General features: G+C 63.0%; 16 protein-coding genes and 1 pseudogene. 12 read left to right on the top strand and 5 right to left on the bottom strand.

Annotation, left to right across the window (positions count from 1 at the left end):
* Positions 1-53 precede the first annotated feature (53 nt).
* Together trxC and GM909_RS12370 are read left to right on the top strand one after the other, a co-directional pair.
* Entirely contained in the window at positions 54-500 is a 447-nt protein-coding gene (gene trxC, locus GM909_RS12375; RefSeq protein ID WP_157016694.1) for a thioredoxin TrxC, read from the top strand.
* Between the two features lie 9 nt (positions 501-509).
* Positions 510-1,766, top strand: a complete 1,257-nt coding sequence (locus GM909_RS12370) for an MgtC/SapB family protein (protein WP_157016693.1) — start codon at positions 510-512, stop codon at positions 1,764-1,766.
* A gap of 93 nt (positions 1,767-1,859) precedes the next feature.
* Here the strand turns inward: GM909_RS12370 and GM909_RS12365 are convergent, their stop codons facing one another.
* On the bottom strand, positions 1,860-2,756 hold the full coding sequence (locus GM909_RS12365; RefSeq protein ID WP_235911863.1) for a universal stress protein: 897 nt from the start codon (positions 2,754-2,756) through the stop codon (positions 1,860-1,862).
* Between the two features lie 45 nt (positions 2,757-2,801).
* Here GM909_RS12365 and GM909_RS12360 point away from each other — a divergent pair, with 45 nt between their 5' ends.
* A complete protein-coding gene (locus GM909_RS12360) occupies positions 2,802-3,272 on the top strand; it encodes an NUDIX domain-containing protein (protein WP_157016692.1) in 471 nt (156 codons plus the stop codon).
* A gap of 83 nt (positions 3,273-3,355) precedes the next feature.
* On the opposite strand, the gene GM909_RS12355 is transcribed toward GM909_RS12360, so the two are convergent.
* Together GM909_RS12355 and GM909_RS12350 are read right to left on the bottom strand one after the other, a co-directional pair.
* The gene (locus tag GM909_RS12355) at positions 3,356-4,342 is read right to left on the bottom strand and encodes a zinc-dependent alcohol dehydrogenase family protein (protein ID WP_157016691.1); all 987 of its coding nucleotides are present in this window, start codon (positions 4,340-4,342) and stop codon (positions 3,356-3,358) included.
* A gap of 85 nt (positions 4,343-4,427) precedes the next feature.
* Positions 4,428-5,077, bottom strand: a pseudogene (locus GM909_RS12350) (BON domain-containing protein).
* A gap of 208 nt (positions 5,078-5,285) precedes the next feature.
* Between GM909_RS12350 and GM909_RS12345 the strand changes: the two are divergent.
* From GM909_RS12345 to GM909_RS12310, 9 genes are all read left to right on the top strand, one after another.
* Entirely contained in the window at positions 5,286-5,771 is a 486-nt protein-coding gene (locus tag GM909_RS12345) for a host attachment protein (protein WP_157016690.1), read from the top strand.
* A gap of 168 nt (positions 5,772-5,939) precedes the next feature.
* Positions 5,940-6,269: a hypothetical protein gene (locus tag GM909_RS12340; RefSeq protein WP_157016689.1), complete on the top strand. Its 330-nt coding sequence runs from the start codon at positions 5,940-5,942 to the stop codon at positions 6,267-6,269.
* Positions 6,270-6,325: 56 nt separating this feature from the next.
* Entirely contained in the window at positions 6,326-6,631 is a 306-nt protein-coding gene (locus GM909_RS12335; protein WP_157016688.1) for an XRE family transcriptional regulator, read from the top strand.
* Positions 6,632-6,905: 274 nt separating this feature from the next.
* Positions 6,906-7,433, top strand: a complete 528-nt coding sequence (locus GM909_RS12330) for an Hsp20/alpha crystallin family protein (protein WP_157016687.1) — start codon at positions 6,906-6,908, stop codon at positions 7,431-7,433.
* A 278-nt stretch (positions 7,434-7,711) separates the two neighbouring features.
* Entirely contained in the window at positions 7,712-8,200 is a 489-nt protein-coding gene (locus GM909_RS12325) for an EF-hand domain-containing protein (RefSeq protein WP_235911862.1), read from the top strand.
* Positions 8,201-8,231: 31 nt separating this feature from the next.
* The gene (locus GM909_RS12320) at positions 8,232-8,600 is read left to right on the top strand and encodes an SHOCT domain-containing protein (RefSeq protein ID WP_198174226.1); all 369 of its coding nucleotides are present in this window, start codon (positions 8,232-8,234) and stop codon (positions 8,598-8,600) included.
* Between the two features lie 420 nt (positions 8,601-9,020).
* Positions 9,021-9,284, top strand: coding sequence for a cyclic nucleotide-binding domain-containing protein (locus tag GM909_RS26030; RefSeq protein ID WP_328600457.1), 264 nt, complete (start codon positions 9,021-9,023; stop codon positions 9,282-9,284).
* Positions 9,212-9,595 carry a helix-turn-helix domain-containing protein gene (locus GM909_RS26025; protein ID WP_235911861.1) on the top strand — a complete coding sequence of 128 codons (384 nt, stop codon included), beginning with the start codon at positions 9,212-9,214 and terminating at the stop codon, positions 9,593-9,595. Before GM909_RS26030 ends, GM909_RS26025 begins: the two co-directional genes overlap by 73 nt.
* A gap of 75 nt (positions 9,596-9,670) precedes the next feature.
* A complete protein-coding gene (locus GM909_RS12310) occupies positions 9,671-10,099 on the top strand; it encodes a DUF2267 domain-containing protein (RefSeq protein WP_157016686.1) in 429 nt (142 codons plus the stop codon).
* A 371-nt stretch (positions 10,100-10,470) separates the two neighbouring features.
* Here GM909_RS12310 and GM909_RS12305 read toward each other — a convergent pair whose 3' ends face one another.
* Positions 10,471-10,764, bottom strand: a complete 294-nt coding sequence (locus tag GM909_RS12305) for an SDR family oxidoreductase (RefSeq protein WP_198174225.1) — start codon at positions 10,762-10,764, stop codon at positions 10,471-10,473.
* A gap of 3 nt (positions 10,765-10,767) precedes the next feature.
* Positions 10,768-19,113, bottom strand: a complete 8,346-nt coding sequence (locus tag GM909_RS12300) for a GH36-type glycosyl hydrolase domain-containing protein (RefSeq protein ID WP_235911860.1) — start codon at positions 19,111-19,113, stop codon at positions 10,768-10,770.
* Between the last annotated feature and the right edge of the window lie 84 nt (positions 19,114-19,197).

The raw sequence follows: 19,197 nt of genomic DNA, 5'->3' as shown, positions 1-19,197 counted from the left end.
TCGTCGAGTATATCGAAAGCATCCAGGAGTGATCCTTGCGGGAGACATGAGCGATGAGCGAGTCCCTTGTCGTGTGTGCGAAATGCGGCGGGGTCAATCGCTTGCCACCTTCCCGATCCGCCCTCGGCGGCAAGTGCGGAAAGTGCGGAGCGAGGCTCTTTTCGGGACACCCCGAGGATGTCGACGCAACTGTCCTTGAGCGCCAGATCGCCCGCAGCACCGTTCCCGTGCTCGTCGATGTTTGGGCACAATGGTGCGGTCCGTGCCGGATGATGGCGCCCGCCTTCGAGACCGCCGCCCGTGAACTCGAGCCCTACCTACGCCTGGTCAAGCTCAACTCCGATGTCGAGCAGTCCGCGGCTGCAAAGCTTGAAATCCGGGGAATTCCAACGATCATCCTGTTTCATGGCGGCCGGGAGATCGCACGCACATCCGGTGCGATGACGGCCGGCCAGATCGTGCAGTGGGTGCGCGCCCGACTGCCGGCCGCGTCTGTCTGACCCAACAACATGGACCCACTGTTCCCAAAGCTCGGCCTGGCACTCGCCATTGGCCTTCTTGTCGGCCTGGAACGCGGCTGGCGCGAGCGGGACGCTCCTGACCGCAGCCGTACCGCCGGCATTCGCACTTTTGGCATCTCCGGGCTCCTCGGCGGCATCTTCGCCGTCCTCGCGGGCGCCCTTGGCTCGAATGCGGTGCTGATCGCCGGCTTTGTCAGCTTTGCCGCCATCTTCGCCTGGTACAAGGCGCGCGAGTCGGCCCATGACGAGGATTTCAGCGTCACGGGCGTGATAGCAGGGTTGAGCGTCTTCGCCCTCGGGGCGCTTGCGGTGGCCGGAGATTATCGCGTGGCCGCGGCTGGAGGAGCAGCCCTAGCTGCGATCCTCGCCAGCCGGGAGGTTCTGCACGGCCTGCTGCGGAGGCTGACCTGGATCGAGTTGCGTTCCGCCCTGGTCCTGGCGGTGATGACGGCCATCGTGCTCCCGCTCCTGCCGAACAGGACGATCGACCCTTGGGGCGGCCTGAACCCTTGGGAGATCTGGTTCTTCACCGTCCTCGTGGCCGCCATATCCTTTTTGGGTTATGTCGCGGTGCGCGTGTTGGGAGAAGCCCGCGGCCTCCTCGTCAGCGTGCTCGCCGGCGCCATCGTTTCCTCCACCGCGGTGACTCTCGCCCTGGCACGTATGGCCAAGGACAGCAGCCGGTGGGCCTCGCTTTCCGGCGCAGCCTCACTCGCAGCCATGGTTTCCATCCTGCGCGTATCGCTGGTCGTCATCATCGTTGAACCGCGCGTCTTACCGGTGATCATCGCTCCCGCGCTCGCAGCGGCTCTCTGCTTCGGTGCCTGCGGTGCGCTGTTCATGTTCCGTGACGGCCAGGAATTGGGCAACTCGCCTACCCGCAATCCCTTCGAGATTGCGCCGCTGCTCCTTTTTGCCCTGCTCTTTGCGGTGGTGGCGACCGCGAGTGCCGCCCTGGCCGATGTCTCCGGCGCGGGCGGGCTGCTCGCGACATCGGCCATCTCCGGTGCCTTTGATGTGGATGTCGCAGTGCTGAGTGCGTTGCGCCTCGTCCGGGAAATGGTTCCCGCCCAAACGGCGGGGCTGGCAGTGCTTGTCGCCTTGGCCACCAATGCCCTTATGCGCACGGTGCTCGCGATGATGGCAGGTCCGCCCCGGTTCTCTTTTGCCCTCGCCTGCTTCACCCTTTTGGCACTCGGTCTCGGCTACGCCGCCTACGCTCTGCTGCCTCACCTGTCGACATAGGCTCAAGATCCCCATTCACCACCATCGAAAAACTTGGGGCAAAGGGTTGCGTTCTTCAAGACGGCACCGGGGTTTGGTCCTAGAGACAGAAGTTCAGTTGGAAATCAGGCGGTGCAGGGATCCGTCGGCGAGCAGCGACCGCGTGACACCACCGAACGCCCATTCGCGCAATCGGCTATGGCCGTAGCCGCCGACTACGACCAGGTCCGAACCCATCTCACGTGCGATCTCGACAAGTGCCTCCTCGCGATCGGCGCCGCCGATACCCAGGACGTCGGAGCTTGCCTTGACGCCGTGTTTCGTCAGGAAATGAGCGACATCCGCAGCGCTTTCCCGTGCGGCCTTCTGGTCACCTTCGGCAATCGTGATCACCGTCACCTCATCCGCACTGACGAGGAGGGGCATGGCGTCAACCACGGCACGGCGGGCTTCCCGCGTGTCCTTCCAAGCGACCAATACCTTCTGCGCAAGGAGCGGGGCCAGGGTGTCGGCGGCGAAAAGTACAGGACGGCCGACCGACAGAATCAATGTTCCCGGATCCAGCGTCCGGCGACCGTCCGAGGCGCGCTCTGGTGCCGGTGCTCCGGTTACAAGAAGGTCGGCGGCACGCGAATGGATCGCGAGCAGATGCGTGGGGCTGCCGACATCGCTACGCCAGGAGACGTGTTCGTCTTCGCCCGTGATGCTCAGGAACTCTTCCTCGAGCTTCTTCAGTCCCTCCTCAATCTCCCGTGTCCGCTGGCGCAGCACCTCTGCCGCGACCAAGCCTCCCTCGTCTCTCGGCACGAAGACATGCACCTCCGCCGCCGCAAAGCCGATCAGGTCCGCTTTGAACCGCTTCGCGAGATCCATCGCGAATTTGGTGCGCGGCGTTGCGGGGGCGTCTATATCGAGTTGGACCATGATACTCTTGTAGGTCATGTTGTTTGCTCCTTCAGCATCGCGGAAGTGCAACACGATTGGCGGATTGTTTTCGTTGACGCGGATCAAGGGGAGCGGCCGGCGAGCCCAAGTTGAACAGGTGGAGAGCGACGAATGACGCGAAAGAGCGCCGGCATCTTGCCCTACAGGCTTAGATTCGGCGACGTACAGGTCTTGCTCGTTCATCCCGGCGGCCCGTTCTGGCGTAACCGGGGTGAGGAAGCGTGTTCGATCGCAAAGGGAGAGTATGCCGACAGCGAGCACCCCGAATCCGCTGCACGCCGGGAATTTACTGAAGAAACCGGATGGGAGGCCATTGGAGCGTTGTCGCCACTCGGGGAGATCCGCCAGGCAGGCGGGAAATACGTCACAGCCTTCGCCTTGAATGCCGACTTCGATCCCCAAACGTTGAGCAGCAATGCCTTCGAACTCGAGTGGCCGCCGAACAGCGGCCGGATGCAAGTCTTCCCGGAGGTCGATCGCGCAGAATGGTTCGGCTTCGAGAAGGCACGGGAAAAGATTATTGCCGGTCAGCGTCCTTTCCTCGAGCGGCTGTATGTTCTGTGCCGGGACGAGCACTGTTAGGCGAATTTTGGTGCCAAGACGTTCGATTGCTACGGTGCAGCCCTGTTTGACGATATCCCGGCTCAACCGATGCGGTCGGTTGGCTAACCCGGGACGAGCACCGCTGCACCACTGAGGCGGCCGGCGCGCAGATCTGCGAGCGCTTCATTGGCCCTTTCGAGCGAATACACCGTTGTATGGGTACGCACTCCTGCCCCTCTGGCGATGGGAAAAAACTCTGTCGCGTCGATACGGGTCAGATTGGCCACAGTTGCCAGTTGGCGTTCTTCCCACAGCAGTGAATACGGCATCGCGGGAATGTCGCTCATGTGAATGCCTCCGCACACGACGCGCCCACCCTTGCGCACGGCCCGGAGCGCGGCCGGCACGAGGTCCCCGACGGGAGCAAATATGATCGCAGCATCCACTAGATCAGGCGGCGCGGCGTCGGAGCTGCCAGCCCAGGACGCACCGAGGCTCAGCGCAAAACGCTGCGCGTCCGTATCGCCTGACCGGGTAAAAGCGAACACATCCCGGCCCTGCCAGACACAGATCTGAGCAATGATATGAGCGGCAGCACCGAAGCCGTAAATGCCGATCCGTCTTCCGTCACCGGCCATCTTAAGAGAGCGCCAGCCTATGAGTCCGGCGCACAGAAGCGGAGCCAGAGCAATCGGATCGCCCGTCGCATCGAGATCAAAGGCGAAATCGGCATCGGCGACCACATGGCTGGCAAAGCCGCCATCGCGCGTGTAGCCGGTGAACAGCGGCTGGTCACAAAGGTTCTCGGAACCCGCAAGACAATAGGAGCATGCGCCGCAGGTATGGCCGAGCCAAGGCACCCCTGCCCGGCGACTGAGCCTTGCCTCGTCGACGCCTTCTCCGACCTTGTCGATGATGCCGACGATCTCGTGTCCCGGAATAAGCGGAAGCTTCGGGTCTTTCAGATCGCCGTCGACCACGTGAAGATCGGTCCGGCAGACCGCGCAGGCCTCCACCTTGAGCCTGATCTCGCCGCGTCCTGGCGTGGGATCCGGAAGGTTGCTCAAGACCAGCGGTCTCCGCACCTCCTCCAGCACCATCGCCTTCATGGCTGCCTCTCTCACTACCAGGCTGTCGACGGGAGGCGGAACGCTGCATCCGCCTCCCTCCACATGATGACGCAATGATTGGAACTCATCCAATGCGAATGCGGTCTTCGACAAGATTGACGCCCGGCGCGGACCATGCTGCGCGTTCGACGGCACTGCGCTCGGACCATGCATGGACACGGCCTTCGAGCCTTACCTTTCCGCCGTCGAGGACGTCGACGTGGATCGCCTTGGCCTCCACTTCCGCGTTGCGTTTCAGGGCATCCTCGATGCGCTTTTTGACGTCGGACACCGACGCATGCGCCTTACCGCAATGTTGTTCTGTATACCGACGACACCCCCAAGGCCGCGGATCACGTCCGCGGCGGCGGTCTTCTGATACTGCCACTCGACCTTACCGGTCAGCGTTACCCAACCCTTCTGCACCTTGACCTGGACGGCACCGTCGGGAATGGCCGTATTCCAGTGGATCATGTTGATCGCACGTTTGGCGATTTCGTCGTCAGCCGTCTGGTTGCTCCCGTACGGGCGGACTTCGATTTCCTGAGCAATTCCCTTCACGCCCTTCACCCGGCGAACCACCTCCTCGACGGTCGCTTTCTGTGCGTAGGTCGGGACATGTCCGGTCAGCGTTACAATGCCGTTCTCGACTGCCACGCCGATGTCGGCAGCATCAATGCTCGGTTCAAAATCGAGTTCGTCATTGATGTCCTGTTTCAGATCGATATCGCTCATAACTTCACCTCGCTGTTGCAGCGGGAACCACTCCCGCCTTTTGCGAGGCGAGTATCGGCGCAATGGCATCGCACGGCGTTGATCGACGTCAACGCATCAGCACATCCTCTCGATAGTTGATGCGCGTCAAGGCGATCACTCTTGGACCGGCCCATGACTCCCATGAAGAAAGCTGCATGTGCAGTCTCTCGATCAACGGAGAAGTACGATGAAGAAGCCGAGAACCTGGATTCTCGTGGCGGATGGTGCAAAGGCGCGCATCGTGCGCAAGCTGGCGTGCGATACGGAAATCGGAGAGCGTCTCGACGATCTCATCTACGAAGTCGAGCACAAGCCGCTTCGGCAAATCATGTCCGACCGTCCGGGACGTAGCTTTGAATCGTGCGGCGCGCGACGGTCTGCGATGGAGTATCATTCCGATCCGGTCCGAGATCGCCAGGTACGGTTCGCGTTGATGTTGAGCGAGCATCTTCAGGACCGACACACCGCCGGCCAGTTCGATCGTCTGGCGATTGTCGCAGAGCCGCGAATGCTTGGCATTCTCCGACAATTGCTCCCTCAGACACTAAAGGAGCTGGTCGTCAGCGAGATAGGCAAAGACCTCACAAAACTTCCGGCCGATAAACTCCACACTGCTCTCACCGGCCTACGTCCCTGCGTCAGCCATTCTCAGCTCGATCGAACGTCCCGTTGATCGGGATTTATGAAATCCGATGATTCGAGGTTAATGATAGCGGGCGCTCATCTCTTTAACGACAAGATCTATATCACTTCTCCCACACGGGGTTTCCTTGCGCAGCCTTGGGGCTAAGTTGACCTCCGTCAATGTCCAGCCCCGGCAAGTCCGATATTGGGGACTGACATGCAAAATCCGCCGAAGATCACTTTCCGCAATATGGAGCCGTCCGACGCATTCGACGGCTACGTGTTGCGCCGTATCGGCGAGATCGAAAGTTCTTCGACCGCATCGTCAGCTGTGATGTCGCCATCGAGGCCGCGCAAAAGAGGAAGCTTTCAGGACGCACCTTTAAAGTTCATGTCGCTCTGCGCGTTCCGGACCAGATATCATCGTGACGCGGCTCGTGGGACGAAGCAACGCGCCGCCGAAAACGTCAACCTCCCCATCCACGAGGCGTTCAGCGCCGCAAGACGGCTGCTCCTCGCACGTAAGAAACAGATGGTGGGCTATTGAGCGCGCCAGCCGATCACGGCGACGCCGAAGGAACTCATCCATTGGAGCCGAACCCCATGGCGATCACACCCGAACAGTGCCGGGCCGCACGAATCCTGACACAGGTCGATCGCGCCTTGCTAGCACACACAACAGGCGTCCCGCTGGAAAGGATCGCCGATTTCGAGACGTCCGGATTGATCGAGGCCCTTGACGACATGTCCCGATTGCAGGCCGGCCTTGAAAGGCTTGGCGCGAAGTTCATCGGTAACGACGCGGCTGGTGGGGTCGGTGTGCGCCTTCGGTTCGACGCGGACCAGACCCGTCGCATCTCTGCTTGGGAGAGCGAAGGCGGCAGGGCGGCTAAAGACGACGTTCCGTAAAGCCGGGCAATTCGGCGCGAAGTTGACGCGCATCAATGCCCTGCGGCTGCCTTTCCGGTTTGATGTAGCTCTTGTCAGGCTGAGCCGGTTCGGAGAAGCGGACGCCAGAAGCCGCCGCAAGGCGCATCTCGCGACGTGAGGACCAGACCGGCGAAGACACCTGACAGGCGGGTCCGCTTGCCTCCGGCCCGCGCGCCTTTCAGGGAGATCCCGATGGCCACGGACGGAGGCGGCGGCACCTGGTAGTTCCAGGAGAAACAAGGAGTATAGATCCATGGCCGAAGCTGCCACAAAACTGCCGGTGAAATCCGAAAAGTCCACTACGCCTGCTGAAGGATGGGCACCGTTTGAAAGCCTGCGGCGGGAAATCGATCGACTCTTCGACGATTTCCATCCCTTGGGCTGGCGCCTGCCGTCCCGTGCAGTCCTCGACCTCGAGATGCCGAAGTTCAGCCGCGCCGCCTGGCAGGTCGCGCCGGCAATGGATCTCGTCGAGAAGGAGAAGGAATACGAAATCACGGCCGAGCTTCCCGGCATCGACGAAAAGAACGTCGAGATCAAGCTTTCCAACCACACGCTGACGATCAAGGGCGAGAAGAAGGAAGAGAAGGAGGAAAAAGAAAAGGACTACTACCTGTCCGAGCGCCGCTATGGCTCCTTCCAGCGCTCTTTCCGGGTCCCCGACGGGGTGGATGCAGACAGGATCGAGGCTACCTTCACCAAAGGTGTCCTGACTGTAAGACTGCCGAAGACAGCTCAGGCGCAGAAGGCCGACAAGAAGATCGAAGTCAAGGCCGCGTGAGACGGCGAAGCCAGCGCCGGAGCGGGCACACGTAAGAGTCGGGAAAAGAGACATGGCACGATCACAGCTACCCGATCTCCGCCAGGCCATGGAGCTCGCACTGTCCATCGCGGTCCTACGCGATCTCGGCGTCCCGGACGCGGCGATCCGACGGTATCTCGGATTGAGCAACTGGGAGCCGGACTTGGAGCATCTGGCACAAGCGGCTTTCCGCCCGCCCCGGCAGGGGGAAGACAATGGTGGCATAAGCGCGCGTCGCGCCTCGGCGCATATGTGCAATGAATGAGATGGAGGTTTCCATGCATGCCAATATCAGAACCGCATTTCCAACGACGCTAGTCCTGGCGGCGTTGGTGACAGCCGCCGCAACCTCGGCACCCGCCGCACAGACGGATACGTCCCATGATGCACATCATCCGGTTGTTGCTCAGGCCGCGCCATCTCCCCAGGCAGATGCCGAAGCGCCACAAGAAGAGCAGCCCGCCCGCCCCGGCATGATGGGGCAAGGGGGTCCTGGTATGATGGGTGGCGGCATGATGCCCAATATGATGGGTGCCATGCAGCCGGGGATGATGGGCGCCATGCCCATGCGGCCTGTGCGGCCGCACATGATGAAGATCATGTTTGCCATTGCGGATGCCAACGGTGACGGCGGCCTCTCCTTCGAGGAAGTTTCGGCCATTCACAAACGGATCTTCGATAGCATCGACGCGGACAAGGACGGAAACGTGACGCCGGACGAGATCCGCCAGTTCATCCAGGAATAGAGCGCGGCGGCCTGGCGCGATGGAGTTAAAAATGCTGAAGATGTTCACTCTCTTTGTGGTGGCAGGAAGTGCCATCACCGGCTTCCTTTCCGGCCCGGCGCTGGCGCAGGAGGTGACGGAACAAGGCCGGTATGTCTACGGCCCCCACATGATGGACTGGGGGAGCGGTTTGTATGGCATGATGATCTTTGGACCGCTCACCGTCATTCTGGTGTTGGCGGCTTTGATTGCCGTCACGGTCCTGCTCGTCCGTTGGGCGGGAGGAGGTTGGCAGACCACCCCGGGGCTACAGCAATCAGCCGCAGGCTTGACGCCACTCGAAATCCTGAGGGAGCGTTTCGCCCGCGGCGAAATCAACAAGGAAGAGTTCGAGGATCGCCGACAAGTGCTTGAGAAATAGGCGGCACCCCAATGTACCGCTGCCTGAAGGCCGGATCAAAGATCCGGCCTTTTCAATAACTGATCGTGAGTCCCCGAATTCTTTGATTCTGAGCAAAGTTCAAAGCGGATAACTCTGCCAATCTGGCGCCTAAGAAGGAAACAGAACGCAGCCAGACCGCTGCTTGCCTCAACGACCGGCGGCGCGAGATTGCATCCTTGCCTGTCGAGGGAACCAATGACCGCGTTGTCCACCCTGCACACGCCCACAGCCGATCAATCAACCACCCAGCACTGTTCCATATATCAAGGTATGGAACCGGAATTGCACCGGCAACTCCAGTGCCTAGGCCGGATCAAAAGATATGCTGCAGGCGAAATTATCGTCGGTGAGGAAGAGGAAGCTCCCTTCGTCGGCACCGTCACGAGTGGCGTGCTATGAATGCAGAAGACGCTGTACGACGGACGACAGTTGATCGTTGGGATCCTGATGCCTTCCGACATGTTCGGCCGCGTCTTCTCCTCCACCTCGAACGTTTCGATCGAAGCGGCAACGGACGTGACGCTATGCTGCTACAGTCGTGCCGGCTTCGAAAGCTTGCTTTTGCAATTCCCTGCACTGTGGAGCATCGGATGCTGCTCTCGATGCTCGATGAGCTCGAGATCGCGCAGAACTGGATGCTGCTTCTGGGCTGCCAGTCCGTGAGTGAACGCATTGCCACCTTTCTCCTGATCCTTCGCCACCGCTCGGCCAAATTTCAACCAGATTCCGTTGAGTGCCTGGGCAATTCGGTAACGATCCCGATCTCGCGTCGAGACATGGCCGCCTATCTGGGGACGACGGTCGAATCGATCAGCCGCTCCATTCAGGAAATGGCTCGCCATCGTGTTTTGAGCATCATCAACCCCCAGCAATTCCGTATCCTGGACGAACGCCGGCTGGTCGAACTTTCTGGACGCGACGATACCGAAATGAAGCTCAGCGTTCCCGTGGAACGGACGTTGCGCACCACCTGATCGGCGCGAGACTTGATACGGCTCAATGCGGCTGGCCGCCGACCGTGGGAATAAGTGCTTTTCGGGAGCACTGCCATGACACACACCACCATATCCAGCTTCACCCAGGCCGCGCAGCAGGCACAGCAATGGGTGAACGAACTCGCGGCCGATCTGAATTGGCGCGAGCCACGCGCCTATCGTCTCTTCCGCTCGGTCCTTCACGCGCTTCGCGACTGGCTTTCCCCCGAGGAGGCCGCCGATCTTTCCGCGCAGCTTCCCGTCCTCGTCCGCGGCGTCTTCTTCGAGGGCTGGCAACCCCAGGAAAGCCCGGTATGGGACCGCAAGAAGGACGACTTCGTCTTTCGTATCGCAAGCGATCTGGGTGACGACATGCCAAACGACGCCGATACCGCCATCGCCGCCGTGTTTCGGCTGCTCGACCGCCATATCTCGCCCGGCGAGATCCGCCAGGTCCGCAACGCCATGAAGAAGTCGCTGCGCCAGCTGTGGCCGGCACACTAACGGACTGCTTTCGGGGGCGCGACAAGCAGCCGTTTGTCGCGCATGGCGGACAAATGCAGAGGCCATTTTCATGGATGGACCGGTTCTCTCCGCCCGACCTCGCGCGCTATACTCTACAAGACCTGGCCCAACTCAAGGGCCGCATTGCTACTACATACAAGCCGGTTGGCACCTCTATGCCTTCTCGCTATAGGGCAGGAAGATCGACTTCATGCCCGACGAGATCGGCCACAAGCGTGAACGCGATCACGCCTGGCTGCTGCTGAGTAAGCCCACGGGCTGGTGGGAGCCGGGCTCAAGGCCCATACTTTCGGAAATCTTCTTCCGTATTGTCGACTGGATGTCTAAGCGTGAGAGACTCGGGATTAAGGCTACTGCGCGACGAATCCGCCGTCGACGGGGATATTTGCGCCAGTAACGAACGACGCACGATCAGAGCATAGCCAAACGATCAGTTCCGCGACTTCCTCCGGTTTGCCGATGCGTCCGATGGGGTGCAGAGGATCCATCATTTCATGACTAGTCATCCTGCCGCTGCTCGACTGCACTGCCAGCGAATCCAGCATGCGCGTATCGATGCCGCCCGGGCAGATGGAATTCACGCGAATGCCCTGCTTGCCGTATTCAAGCGCGACTTGACCGGTAACAAAACGGCCAAGCTGCACGGCTCAAATCCGTTCGGCCGCTTTTGCGCGCTGGGTCGCGACGGGCTTCAGGCGGACTTGGACCCGGAGCGTCTTCCCGTCTGTCGGCAGCGCGATGCCGCCCTCATGCCTTTTGCCGTCAACCGTGGTCTCAGTGCGGCCGCGACCCATCCCTTGCGGGTCCTCAACCTCGATCTCCAGAGTACCGCTCGGCGCCCTGATCTTTGCCTTGAAGCCGCCCCAGCCCTTGGGGAGCGCAGGGTCGATCACAAGCTGTCCCCGGCTGAGCTTCAGACCCAGGATCGCCTCGATGCCAAGCCGCCAGGTCCAGGCGGCCGCGCCCGTGTACCAAGTCCATCCGCCGCGACCGGTATGCGGTTCGACGCCGGCGATGTCGGCGGCCACCACATAGGGCTCGACGCGGTAGTGCTCCGCATCGGGCCTGGCCGCTGCATGGGTAAGCGGATTGAGGCAGCCGAAGATTCCGGCCGCCCTGTCACCTTCGCCAAGACGGGCAAAGGCATGACCGAGCCACGCGCCTGCATGGGAATATTGCCCGCCATTCTCGCGTATCCCGGGCGGATAGGCCTTGATGTACCCAGGATCGAGCGGCGTCTTGTCGAAGGGCGGCCATAGCAAGCGGGCGAGCCGCGCCTCCTGCGAGACAAGCTCGTTCTCGGCATTCTTCAGCGCGGTTCGCGCGCGACGCGACGGCACCTCAAGCGCGAGAACCGCCCAAGATTGGGCGATGGAATCGATGCGGCACTCCTCGGCGCCCGTCGTCCCCAGGGGATTGCCGTCGTCGTCGATCGCGCGCAGATACCAGCCGCCATCCCACGCGACAGCCTCGACCGCTTCCTCCATTTCCCGCGCGCGGCTTTCCCACCGCTCCGCGAGATCGCCACGCTTCATGATGCGCGCGAGCCGGCAGAAGCGCCTCATCGTGGCGATGGCGAACCAGGCGAGCCACACGCTCTCGCCGCGCCCTTCGCGACCGACCCGATCCATGCCGTCGTTCCAGTCGCCGCTGCCCATCAGCGGCAGGCCGTGGGCGCCGCTGGTGATGCCGCGCTCCATGGCGCGCTCGCAGTGCTCGAACAGCGTGCGTGGCTCGCCCGGCGCGTCGTAGCGCGCATAGCGGTCATCCTCCTTTTCCGTCAGCGAGGCCGCCTGCAGGAGCGACACCTTCTCCTCCAGGATCGCCTCGTCGCCTGTGGCCTCGACATACGCTTCCGTCACGTGGGGAAGCCACAGAAGGTCGTCGGAGCAGCGCGTGCGCACGCCCCGATCACTCGGTGGATGCCACCAGTGCAGCACGTCGCCCTCCTCGAACTGATGCGCGGCGGCCTTCAGGATGTGCGCCCGTGCCCGCTCTGGGTCGCTCCACAAAAGCGCAAGCACGTCCTGCAACTGATCGCGGAAGCCGTAGGCTCCGCCCGCCTGGTAAAAGCCAGCGCGCGCCACAAGCCGTGAGGAATAGACCTGATAGAGGAGCCAGCGATTAAGCATCAGGTCCATGGCCGGATCTGGCGTCGAGACCTGCACGGCACCGAGCCGGCGGTCCCACAACTGTGCGAGGTCGTTAAAAGCGGCCTCACAGCGCGACGGGTCCTGCCAGCGTTGGGCGAGATCTGCGGCTTCGGCGAAATCGCTCCCCTGCCCCAGGATGAAGATGGCCTCGGCCCTGCCGTTCGCCTCAATGTCGAGATGCACCTGGAAAGCCGCACAAGCGTCTGCGCCGGGTCGGGCGCGCTGACCGAAGTCCCAGCGTGTCAGCCCTGCCGGCAGCACCGGGTCGCCTTCCCGCCCCAGGAAGTCCTCCCGATCGGTGGTGAAGCTGTGCGGCGGCAGGTTTGAGGTCAGGAATGCCACTCGGTCGGCGAAATCCGGATTCCATGGGTTGCGCGCATGAAGCATGTGGCAGGAGGGATCGTAACCGCACACCACGAAGGGCCGTGCCATGCGGGGCAAGCTGCCCAGCAGCCACTCGGCATAGTAGGTGGCGGTCACTCTGCGGGCCCTCGGTTGCGGATTGTCGAGTTCGAGCCGGACGATCTTGACCGGGTCGTCCGGCGGCACGAAGATGGTCAGCCTTTGTTTGAGTCCACGAGCGGCGCTGCGCCAGACGGTGTAGCCGGCGCCGTGTTGGATTTCGTGCGCCCGCTCGCCGCCTGCGGGCCGCGGGGTAGGCGTCCAGATCTCGGCGGTCTCCTCGTCGCGGAGATAGAGCGCCTCGGGGCCGGGATCCGCGACGGGATCGTTGGTCCAGGGCGTCAATCGGTTCTCGCCGCTGTTTACCGCCCAGGTAAAGCCGCCGCCGGCCTCGGTCACGAGCGTGCCGAAAACGTCGTTGGCCAACACGTTGCACCACGGCGCCGGCGTTGCCTCTCCCGGCTTCAGATGGATCACATATTCACGGCCGTCCTCTGTGAAACCGCCATATCCGTTGTCGAACAAAAGCCCCTCCGGCCGGGCGATGTTCGGTATCTCAACGGGTCGAGGTGCCAAAGTCGGCTCGAAATGCGGCGCCTGAGGCCGCATCTCGGCCGCTGCAGCGAGCTGTTCGCCCAGCGTACCACGCGCCGTGTCGAGCACGGCGACAGCGCAGGCTTCGAGCAGCCGGCGGTCCTCCTCCCCCACCTGGTCGCCGAGGACCAGATGCACGCCGCCTGCACGCCCCAGAAGCTCCTGCGCTTGCGCTTCCTGCAAAAGCGACAGAAGCTTCTCGCGCAAGGGTTCGATATAGCCCGAAATGCCCGGCCGCATGATTACGAGATCGGCCTGGATGCCGCGCCGGTGCCATGTCTTCAGGCCTGCGATCAGCACGCGCAGAAGATCGACGTTTTCGGGATCGCCCGCATGGACGAGTAGGATCGGATGATCGCCGGAAATGCCGAAGCTCCACAGCCTGGGCTGGCCCAGCCGGTTGGCCGCGACGACCTCGGGCGTGGCACGCAAGGCCGGATGGCGGCAGATCAGCAGCGACGACAGCGCCTGCAGTTCGGGCAGGCGCCCCGGCTCGAGGCCGAGCTGCCGTACCTCGCGTGCCGCCTCCGTCGCCGCATCGTCAAGCGCCCAATCGAGTGCTGCCGGCGTTGTATAGCGGTCGGCGAGGCGCAGCACCGCCTCGCGCGATTCCGCGACCATGGTGACGAGCGAAAACCGCCGGCGCTCGCCCGGCGCGAGCGTCATGTGCATGTCGAATGCCATGACGGGATCGAGCGTCCATCCGGACGTGTCCGTCAGCCCGTCACGCAACGCCCGCGGCCCGCGCAGGGTGCCGTTGCGCCCGATGAAGCGGTACCGGTCGGTTTCGAAACCCGCGATCTCTACCCCCGCGTCGTCCGGGACGATACGGTGAAGGAGGAAAGGCGGCTTTTCCTCCACCCTCCGCGGACGGCGCGTGAAGAGAAGCGCTGTGAGGCCGGGGAGATATTCGCTGCCCACGAAGAGCTTGCTGAAGGCCGGATGGCGCTCGTGCTCCAGCGCCGGTGCGAGCACCACTTCGCCGTAGGAGACGAGGCGCAGGCGGCGTTCGGCGTCGCTTTCGTTGACGATGCCGATGCGCCTGATTTCCACGTCGTCGTCATGGGCGACGCCCATCTCCATCCGGAGGCCGATGCCACGGTCGCGGCGATGAAACTCTGCCAGGTGGGGGTGGAAGACGATCCTTTCCTCCTCGGCGGCGACGCCGGTTGGCTGCCGCGCAATCGACCATAGCGCGCCATCGTCTTCGTCTCTGACATAAAGCCACAGCCCTGCATCGTCGCGCGTGGGGTCAGGCTGCCAACGGGTCAACGCGTGGCCTCGCCAGGAGAGCCCGCCGCCCCCGCTCGTGCTGACGTGGCTCGAGAGGCTGCCATTTCCAAGCGCGTGGACCTGCGGCAGCGGGCTGTCCCCAGGCGGCTGCCAGGGAGACGGCGCGGGCAGCGCTCGCTTCTGCCGCTCCTCCTCCGGCTCCACCAGTTCGGATGCCTGAAACTCCGGCGGCAGCTCCCACGGAATGCGCTCCTGCACCAGAAGCGCGATGGCGCGCACATTGGCGTGGGCATTGAAGCGTCGCACCAGCGCGCCGGCGCAAAGCGCGTTGTCGAGGGCGGCGAGAATCATGCCCTGGTGGTGCGCCATGTAGCTGCGGACGGGTACGAAGCGCCGTCCGGACGGTAGGCGCTCGGGCGTAAAGTCGGCGGCCTCGAACAGGCCGTAGAGCCCGCCAAGGCCGAGCTCTTCGAGCGTTCGCAAGTTCTGCACCGCCAAATCCGTCCGCACGGGCAAGGCGAGCGCCGTCGCATAAGGTGCGACGACCAGGTCTTGGGCGAGATCGCGGCGCAGTCCCAGTTCCGACACGCCGAAACCGCGGTAGCGGTAGTTGTGGTCGGCATCGCGGGAAGCGAAGGAGGATTCCGAAATACCCCAGGGCACGCCGAGCCTTTCGGCATGGCGGCGCTGGATATCGACTGCTGTGCGCTCGCTCTCGCCCAAGAGCGTCTCGGGGGCGCTTCTCAAAAGCAGCGGCGGCATCAGATATTCGAACATGGAGCCGTTCCATGAGATCAGCGCCAGGCCGCCTTTTTCGCGCGCGAGCGGACGTCCGAGATGGAACCAGTGCTCGAAAGCGACATCGCCCTTGGCGATGGCGAAGAAGCTGGCAAGCCGAGCCTCACTTGCCAGAAGATCGTAGTGCGAGGGGTCCAGCCGGTCGGCGCTGACATTGTAGCCGATGTGGAAAAGCCGCGCCTCGCCGTCGAACAGCGGGCGGAAATCCATTGCGAAGGCCAGCTCCTCGCTCGTTCGTGCCAATTCCAGCAATTCCTGGTGGAGCGCATTCTGGCGCGTGCAGCCCTCTTCAAGTGCAGCTTCGAGGTCGTGCAGCCAAGCGGCGGCTTCACCCTTCGCTGTGGCTTTGGCTTCCGCGATCCCGGAGCGAACCTTGGAACAGCGCTCGCCGATATCAGGCGGAGAAACTGGTGTGCACAGCACCTGCCCCAGCTCCAGGGCCAGCGCCTCAAAGCCGGCAGGCACGTCGTCCAGAATGGGCAGCCAAGGGAAAAGCTCCCGAAAATCGCGCTGCATGCGCGTGAGATGGTGTCGTGTCCGTTCGAGCCAGACCTGAATGGAGTGCAAGTGCTCGGCCCTCTGGTCTTCACGCGAAGTCGATATCGCTTGCGCAAGGGCCTCCTCGAAACGAGGAAACGCTTGTGCCGTGATCTCGATCAACACCGGCCAGGACATAGTCACATCGTTGCGGGCTCGGGAAACGAGCGTCGACAGACGGGACCGCACGGTCTCGAGTGCGCCGCCGCCCTCATATGGCAAGGCGGCCGTCGCCTCGGTAAGAACCTCCAGCGTGTCGGCAAGCCCATCCCACGCTTGCGGTCTCAGAAAGGGTGCGGATGCCGCCTCCTCGCATCCCGCCTTTAACGCAACAAGGCAAACGGCGAGATTGCCACTGTCGACGGTCGAGACATAACGGGGCTCCAGCGGCTCGAGCGTGTGCGTATCGTACCAGTTGAGGACATGACCGCGATGCTTGGCGAGCCGGCCGAGCGTGTCGAACGTGTTGCGCAAACGCACCGCCAACTCACGGGAGTCCACATATCCAAGGTCCCAGGCGGTGAGCGCGGACAGGAACATCATGCCGATATTGGTCGGCGAGGTGCGATGCGCGATGGCCGAGTGCGGCTCCTCTTGGAAGTTATCCGGCGGCAGCCAGTTGTCGGCGGGGCCGACGAATGTCTCGAAATAGAGCCATGTCCGCCGCGCAAGCCGCCGCAGGAAAGCCAGGTCCTGCGACCGCACCTCCTCCACCGGCGGCTTCTTGCGACGGCTGATGAGAACGGCGATTTCCGGCGAGATCAACCACACGGCGAGCAGTGGTGCGGACGCAACAAGAGCGGCCGGATTTATAAACAGGACCGCAACCGCCGTCAGGACGGAGAACACTGGCGTGAACCACATGTAGCGCCAGGCCGCCAGGCGGGGGCCAGCTCCGTCGACGGCGGCGGCCGTATGGGCGGCGGACGTCCATTCGAGCAGATGCCGGCGCGAGACGCACAGGCGCCAGCATGTGCGCATTATCGCGTCGACGGCGACCGCCGCATCGTGAACCAGGAAGACAATGGCAAGCGCCCAGCGCCCGGAATGGTCTTTCACATTGTGAACGAGCCCTTGCATGGCGCCGCGTCGGGGGCCACGTGCCAGGCCCGTGACGAGATCCGTGAACAAATAGGCGCCAGGTGCGGCAACCGTCAGCAGGGTCCAGACCCACGGACTGCCCGGCAGCACCAGCCAGCCGGCTAGCGCAAGCAGCAGCAGCGACAGCGGCACGAGGCTGCGGCGGAAATTGTCCAGGATCTTCCAGCGGTCGAGCGTGGAAAGGTCGTTGGCACGCCGACCGCTTGCCCCTGGCACATGCCGCATCAGCCACGGCAGGAGCTGCCAGTCACCTCGCACCCAACGGTGCCAGCGGCGCGCATACTCGACATAGCCCGCCGGGAAATCCTCGTAGAGCACAATGTCGCTCACCAAGGCCGCGCGACCGTGCACGCCCTCGAAAAGGTCGTGGCTGACGAGCGCGTTTTCCGGCACGCGGCCTTCAAGGCTCTTCTGGAAGGAAGCGACCTCGTAGATGCCTTTTCCGACATAGATGCCTTCGCCGAACAGGTCCTGATAGACGTCTGAGACCGCGCGCGAATAGATGTCGATCGCAGTATTGCCGGCATAAAGGCGCGCGAAGGGCGAGCGGTTGCCGCTCAGCGGCGAGATCTCCACGCGCGGCTGCAGGATAGTATAGCCCGTACGCACGCGGCCCGAGCGCTCATCGAAGCGCGCCTCGTTGAGCGGATGCGCCAGCGCGCCGGCGAGTCGGTTCACGGCGCCCGGCGGCAGCACCGTATCCGCATCCACGGTGACGACGAAACGGACGCGGCGCAGACGCTCCGCATCGCCCTCGATCAGGCTGAAGCGTGACATGTCGCCTTCGAGCACAAGGCGATTGAACTCCTCGAGCTTGCCGCGCTTGCGCTCCCAGCCCATCCAGCAGCCCTCGCAGGGATTTAGCCGCCGCGGCCGGTGCAAGAGATAAAAGGGCCCGCTTTCGCCGGCGCCGTAGCGCGCGTTGAGCCGGTGGATAGCAGCCACAAGCGCCGCCTCGATCTCCTCGTCGCCCGGCGCATGCTCCTGCAGCGCATCGGCGAAATCGCTCAGGAGCACGAAACGCAGGGACGGATCCGGGTTGGCCAGGCGGTGCGCTTCGAGCCGCTCCATCAGCCGCCCGATTTCGTCCGCCCTGCGTATGATGACGGGCACGGTCACCGCGGTCGCGCAGTCCTCAGGAATACCCTTTTCGAAATCCAGCTTGGGCATGACGCGCGGTGGGACCATAAGCGTGATGACCCAGTGAACGAAGGTGATGCCGAGCACCGACGCCGGCAGCAGCGCCAGCATTGCACCAATGGCCAGGCCGATTGTGCCCGCGCCCACGATCGCCAGATAGGCGACGGGCAGTATCAGCGCCGCCGCCGAGGCGGCCAGAAGCGCCGTTATGTAGAGCAGGCCCGGGTGACGGCGGAGCCAGCGGCTGCATGCGATCCGGAGCAGCATCTTGCAGCCCAGCAGATGCTCGAAGGAATACCGGCCGTCGCCGACAAGCCAGTGGCCGACATGGTCGCAAGGACCTTCGGACACGCCTCCAGCCCTCGCCACGGCCTGTCTTGCGACTTCCGACTCGTCGATATCGGCACCTGCCGCCAGTTCCTCGACCGCCTTGCGGTAGCGGTCCCGCGTCGCGAAATCCATGCGCGGATAGATGCCGGCAGGATCATCCCGCAGCGCGGCCTCCACAAGGCTCGTACGGTCAAAGAAGTCCTTCCAGGGAATGGATGCCATGCCGATGAGATTGGTGAGCACGCGGGCGACCCGGTCCGTGTCGTCGAACGCGTTAAAGAGCTTCACGTAACGCGTCGGCACGAAGGGCGGCCGCACCTCCGGAAACAGGTGGCCGCAAGCGTCCGCAAGAATTTCCAGGCAGGCAAGTCGCAGCATGGTCGGCAAAGCCCACAATTCACCGATCGTGAGCGGTGCGCTCTCCTGGTAGGCGCGGATGTACTGCACAACCGCCGTCAGCGAAAGCTGAAGATGCGACGCGTGCAAATATCCGAAAGCCAGCGCCAGAATGCGCGGGATTCCCACGTCTTCCTCGTTTTCCAGGCTGGGCAGCCTTTCGTAAAAATCCTCCGGCATGTCACGCGCAACCTGCCGGATCGCGCGTCGTATCTGGTAATCATTGTCCAGCAGCCACTCGGCAGCCTTGGCACCCTGCGGCTCGGGATCGGCGGCAGCGATCCTCAATGACCGAAGCCACTCATCCATCTTGGCGAGCTTCCGCCAAGGCTCGACGCGGCGTGGCTTCAGCTTCGACGGGCGGTGGCATTCAGCCAGCGCCCGAGCTGTCGT

The sequence above is a fragment of the Mesorhizobium xinjiangense genome (assembly GCF_009749525.1).
GTDB lineage: Bacteria > Pseudomonadota > Alphaproteobacteria > Rhizobiales > Rhizobiaceae > Mangrovimarina > Mangrovimarina xinjiangensis.
Note: the sequence above shows the minus strand (reverse complement) of the source record. Positions and strands in the feature narration are given on the sequence as shown.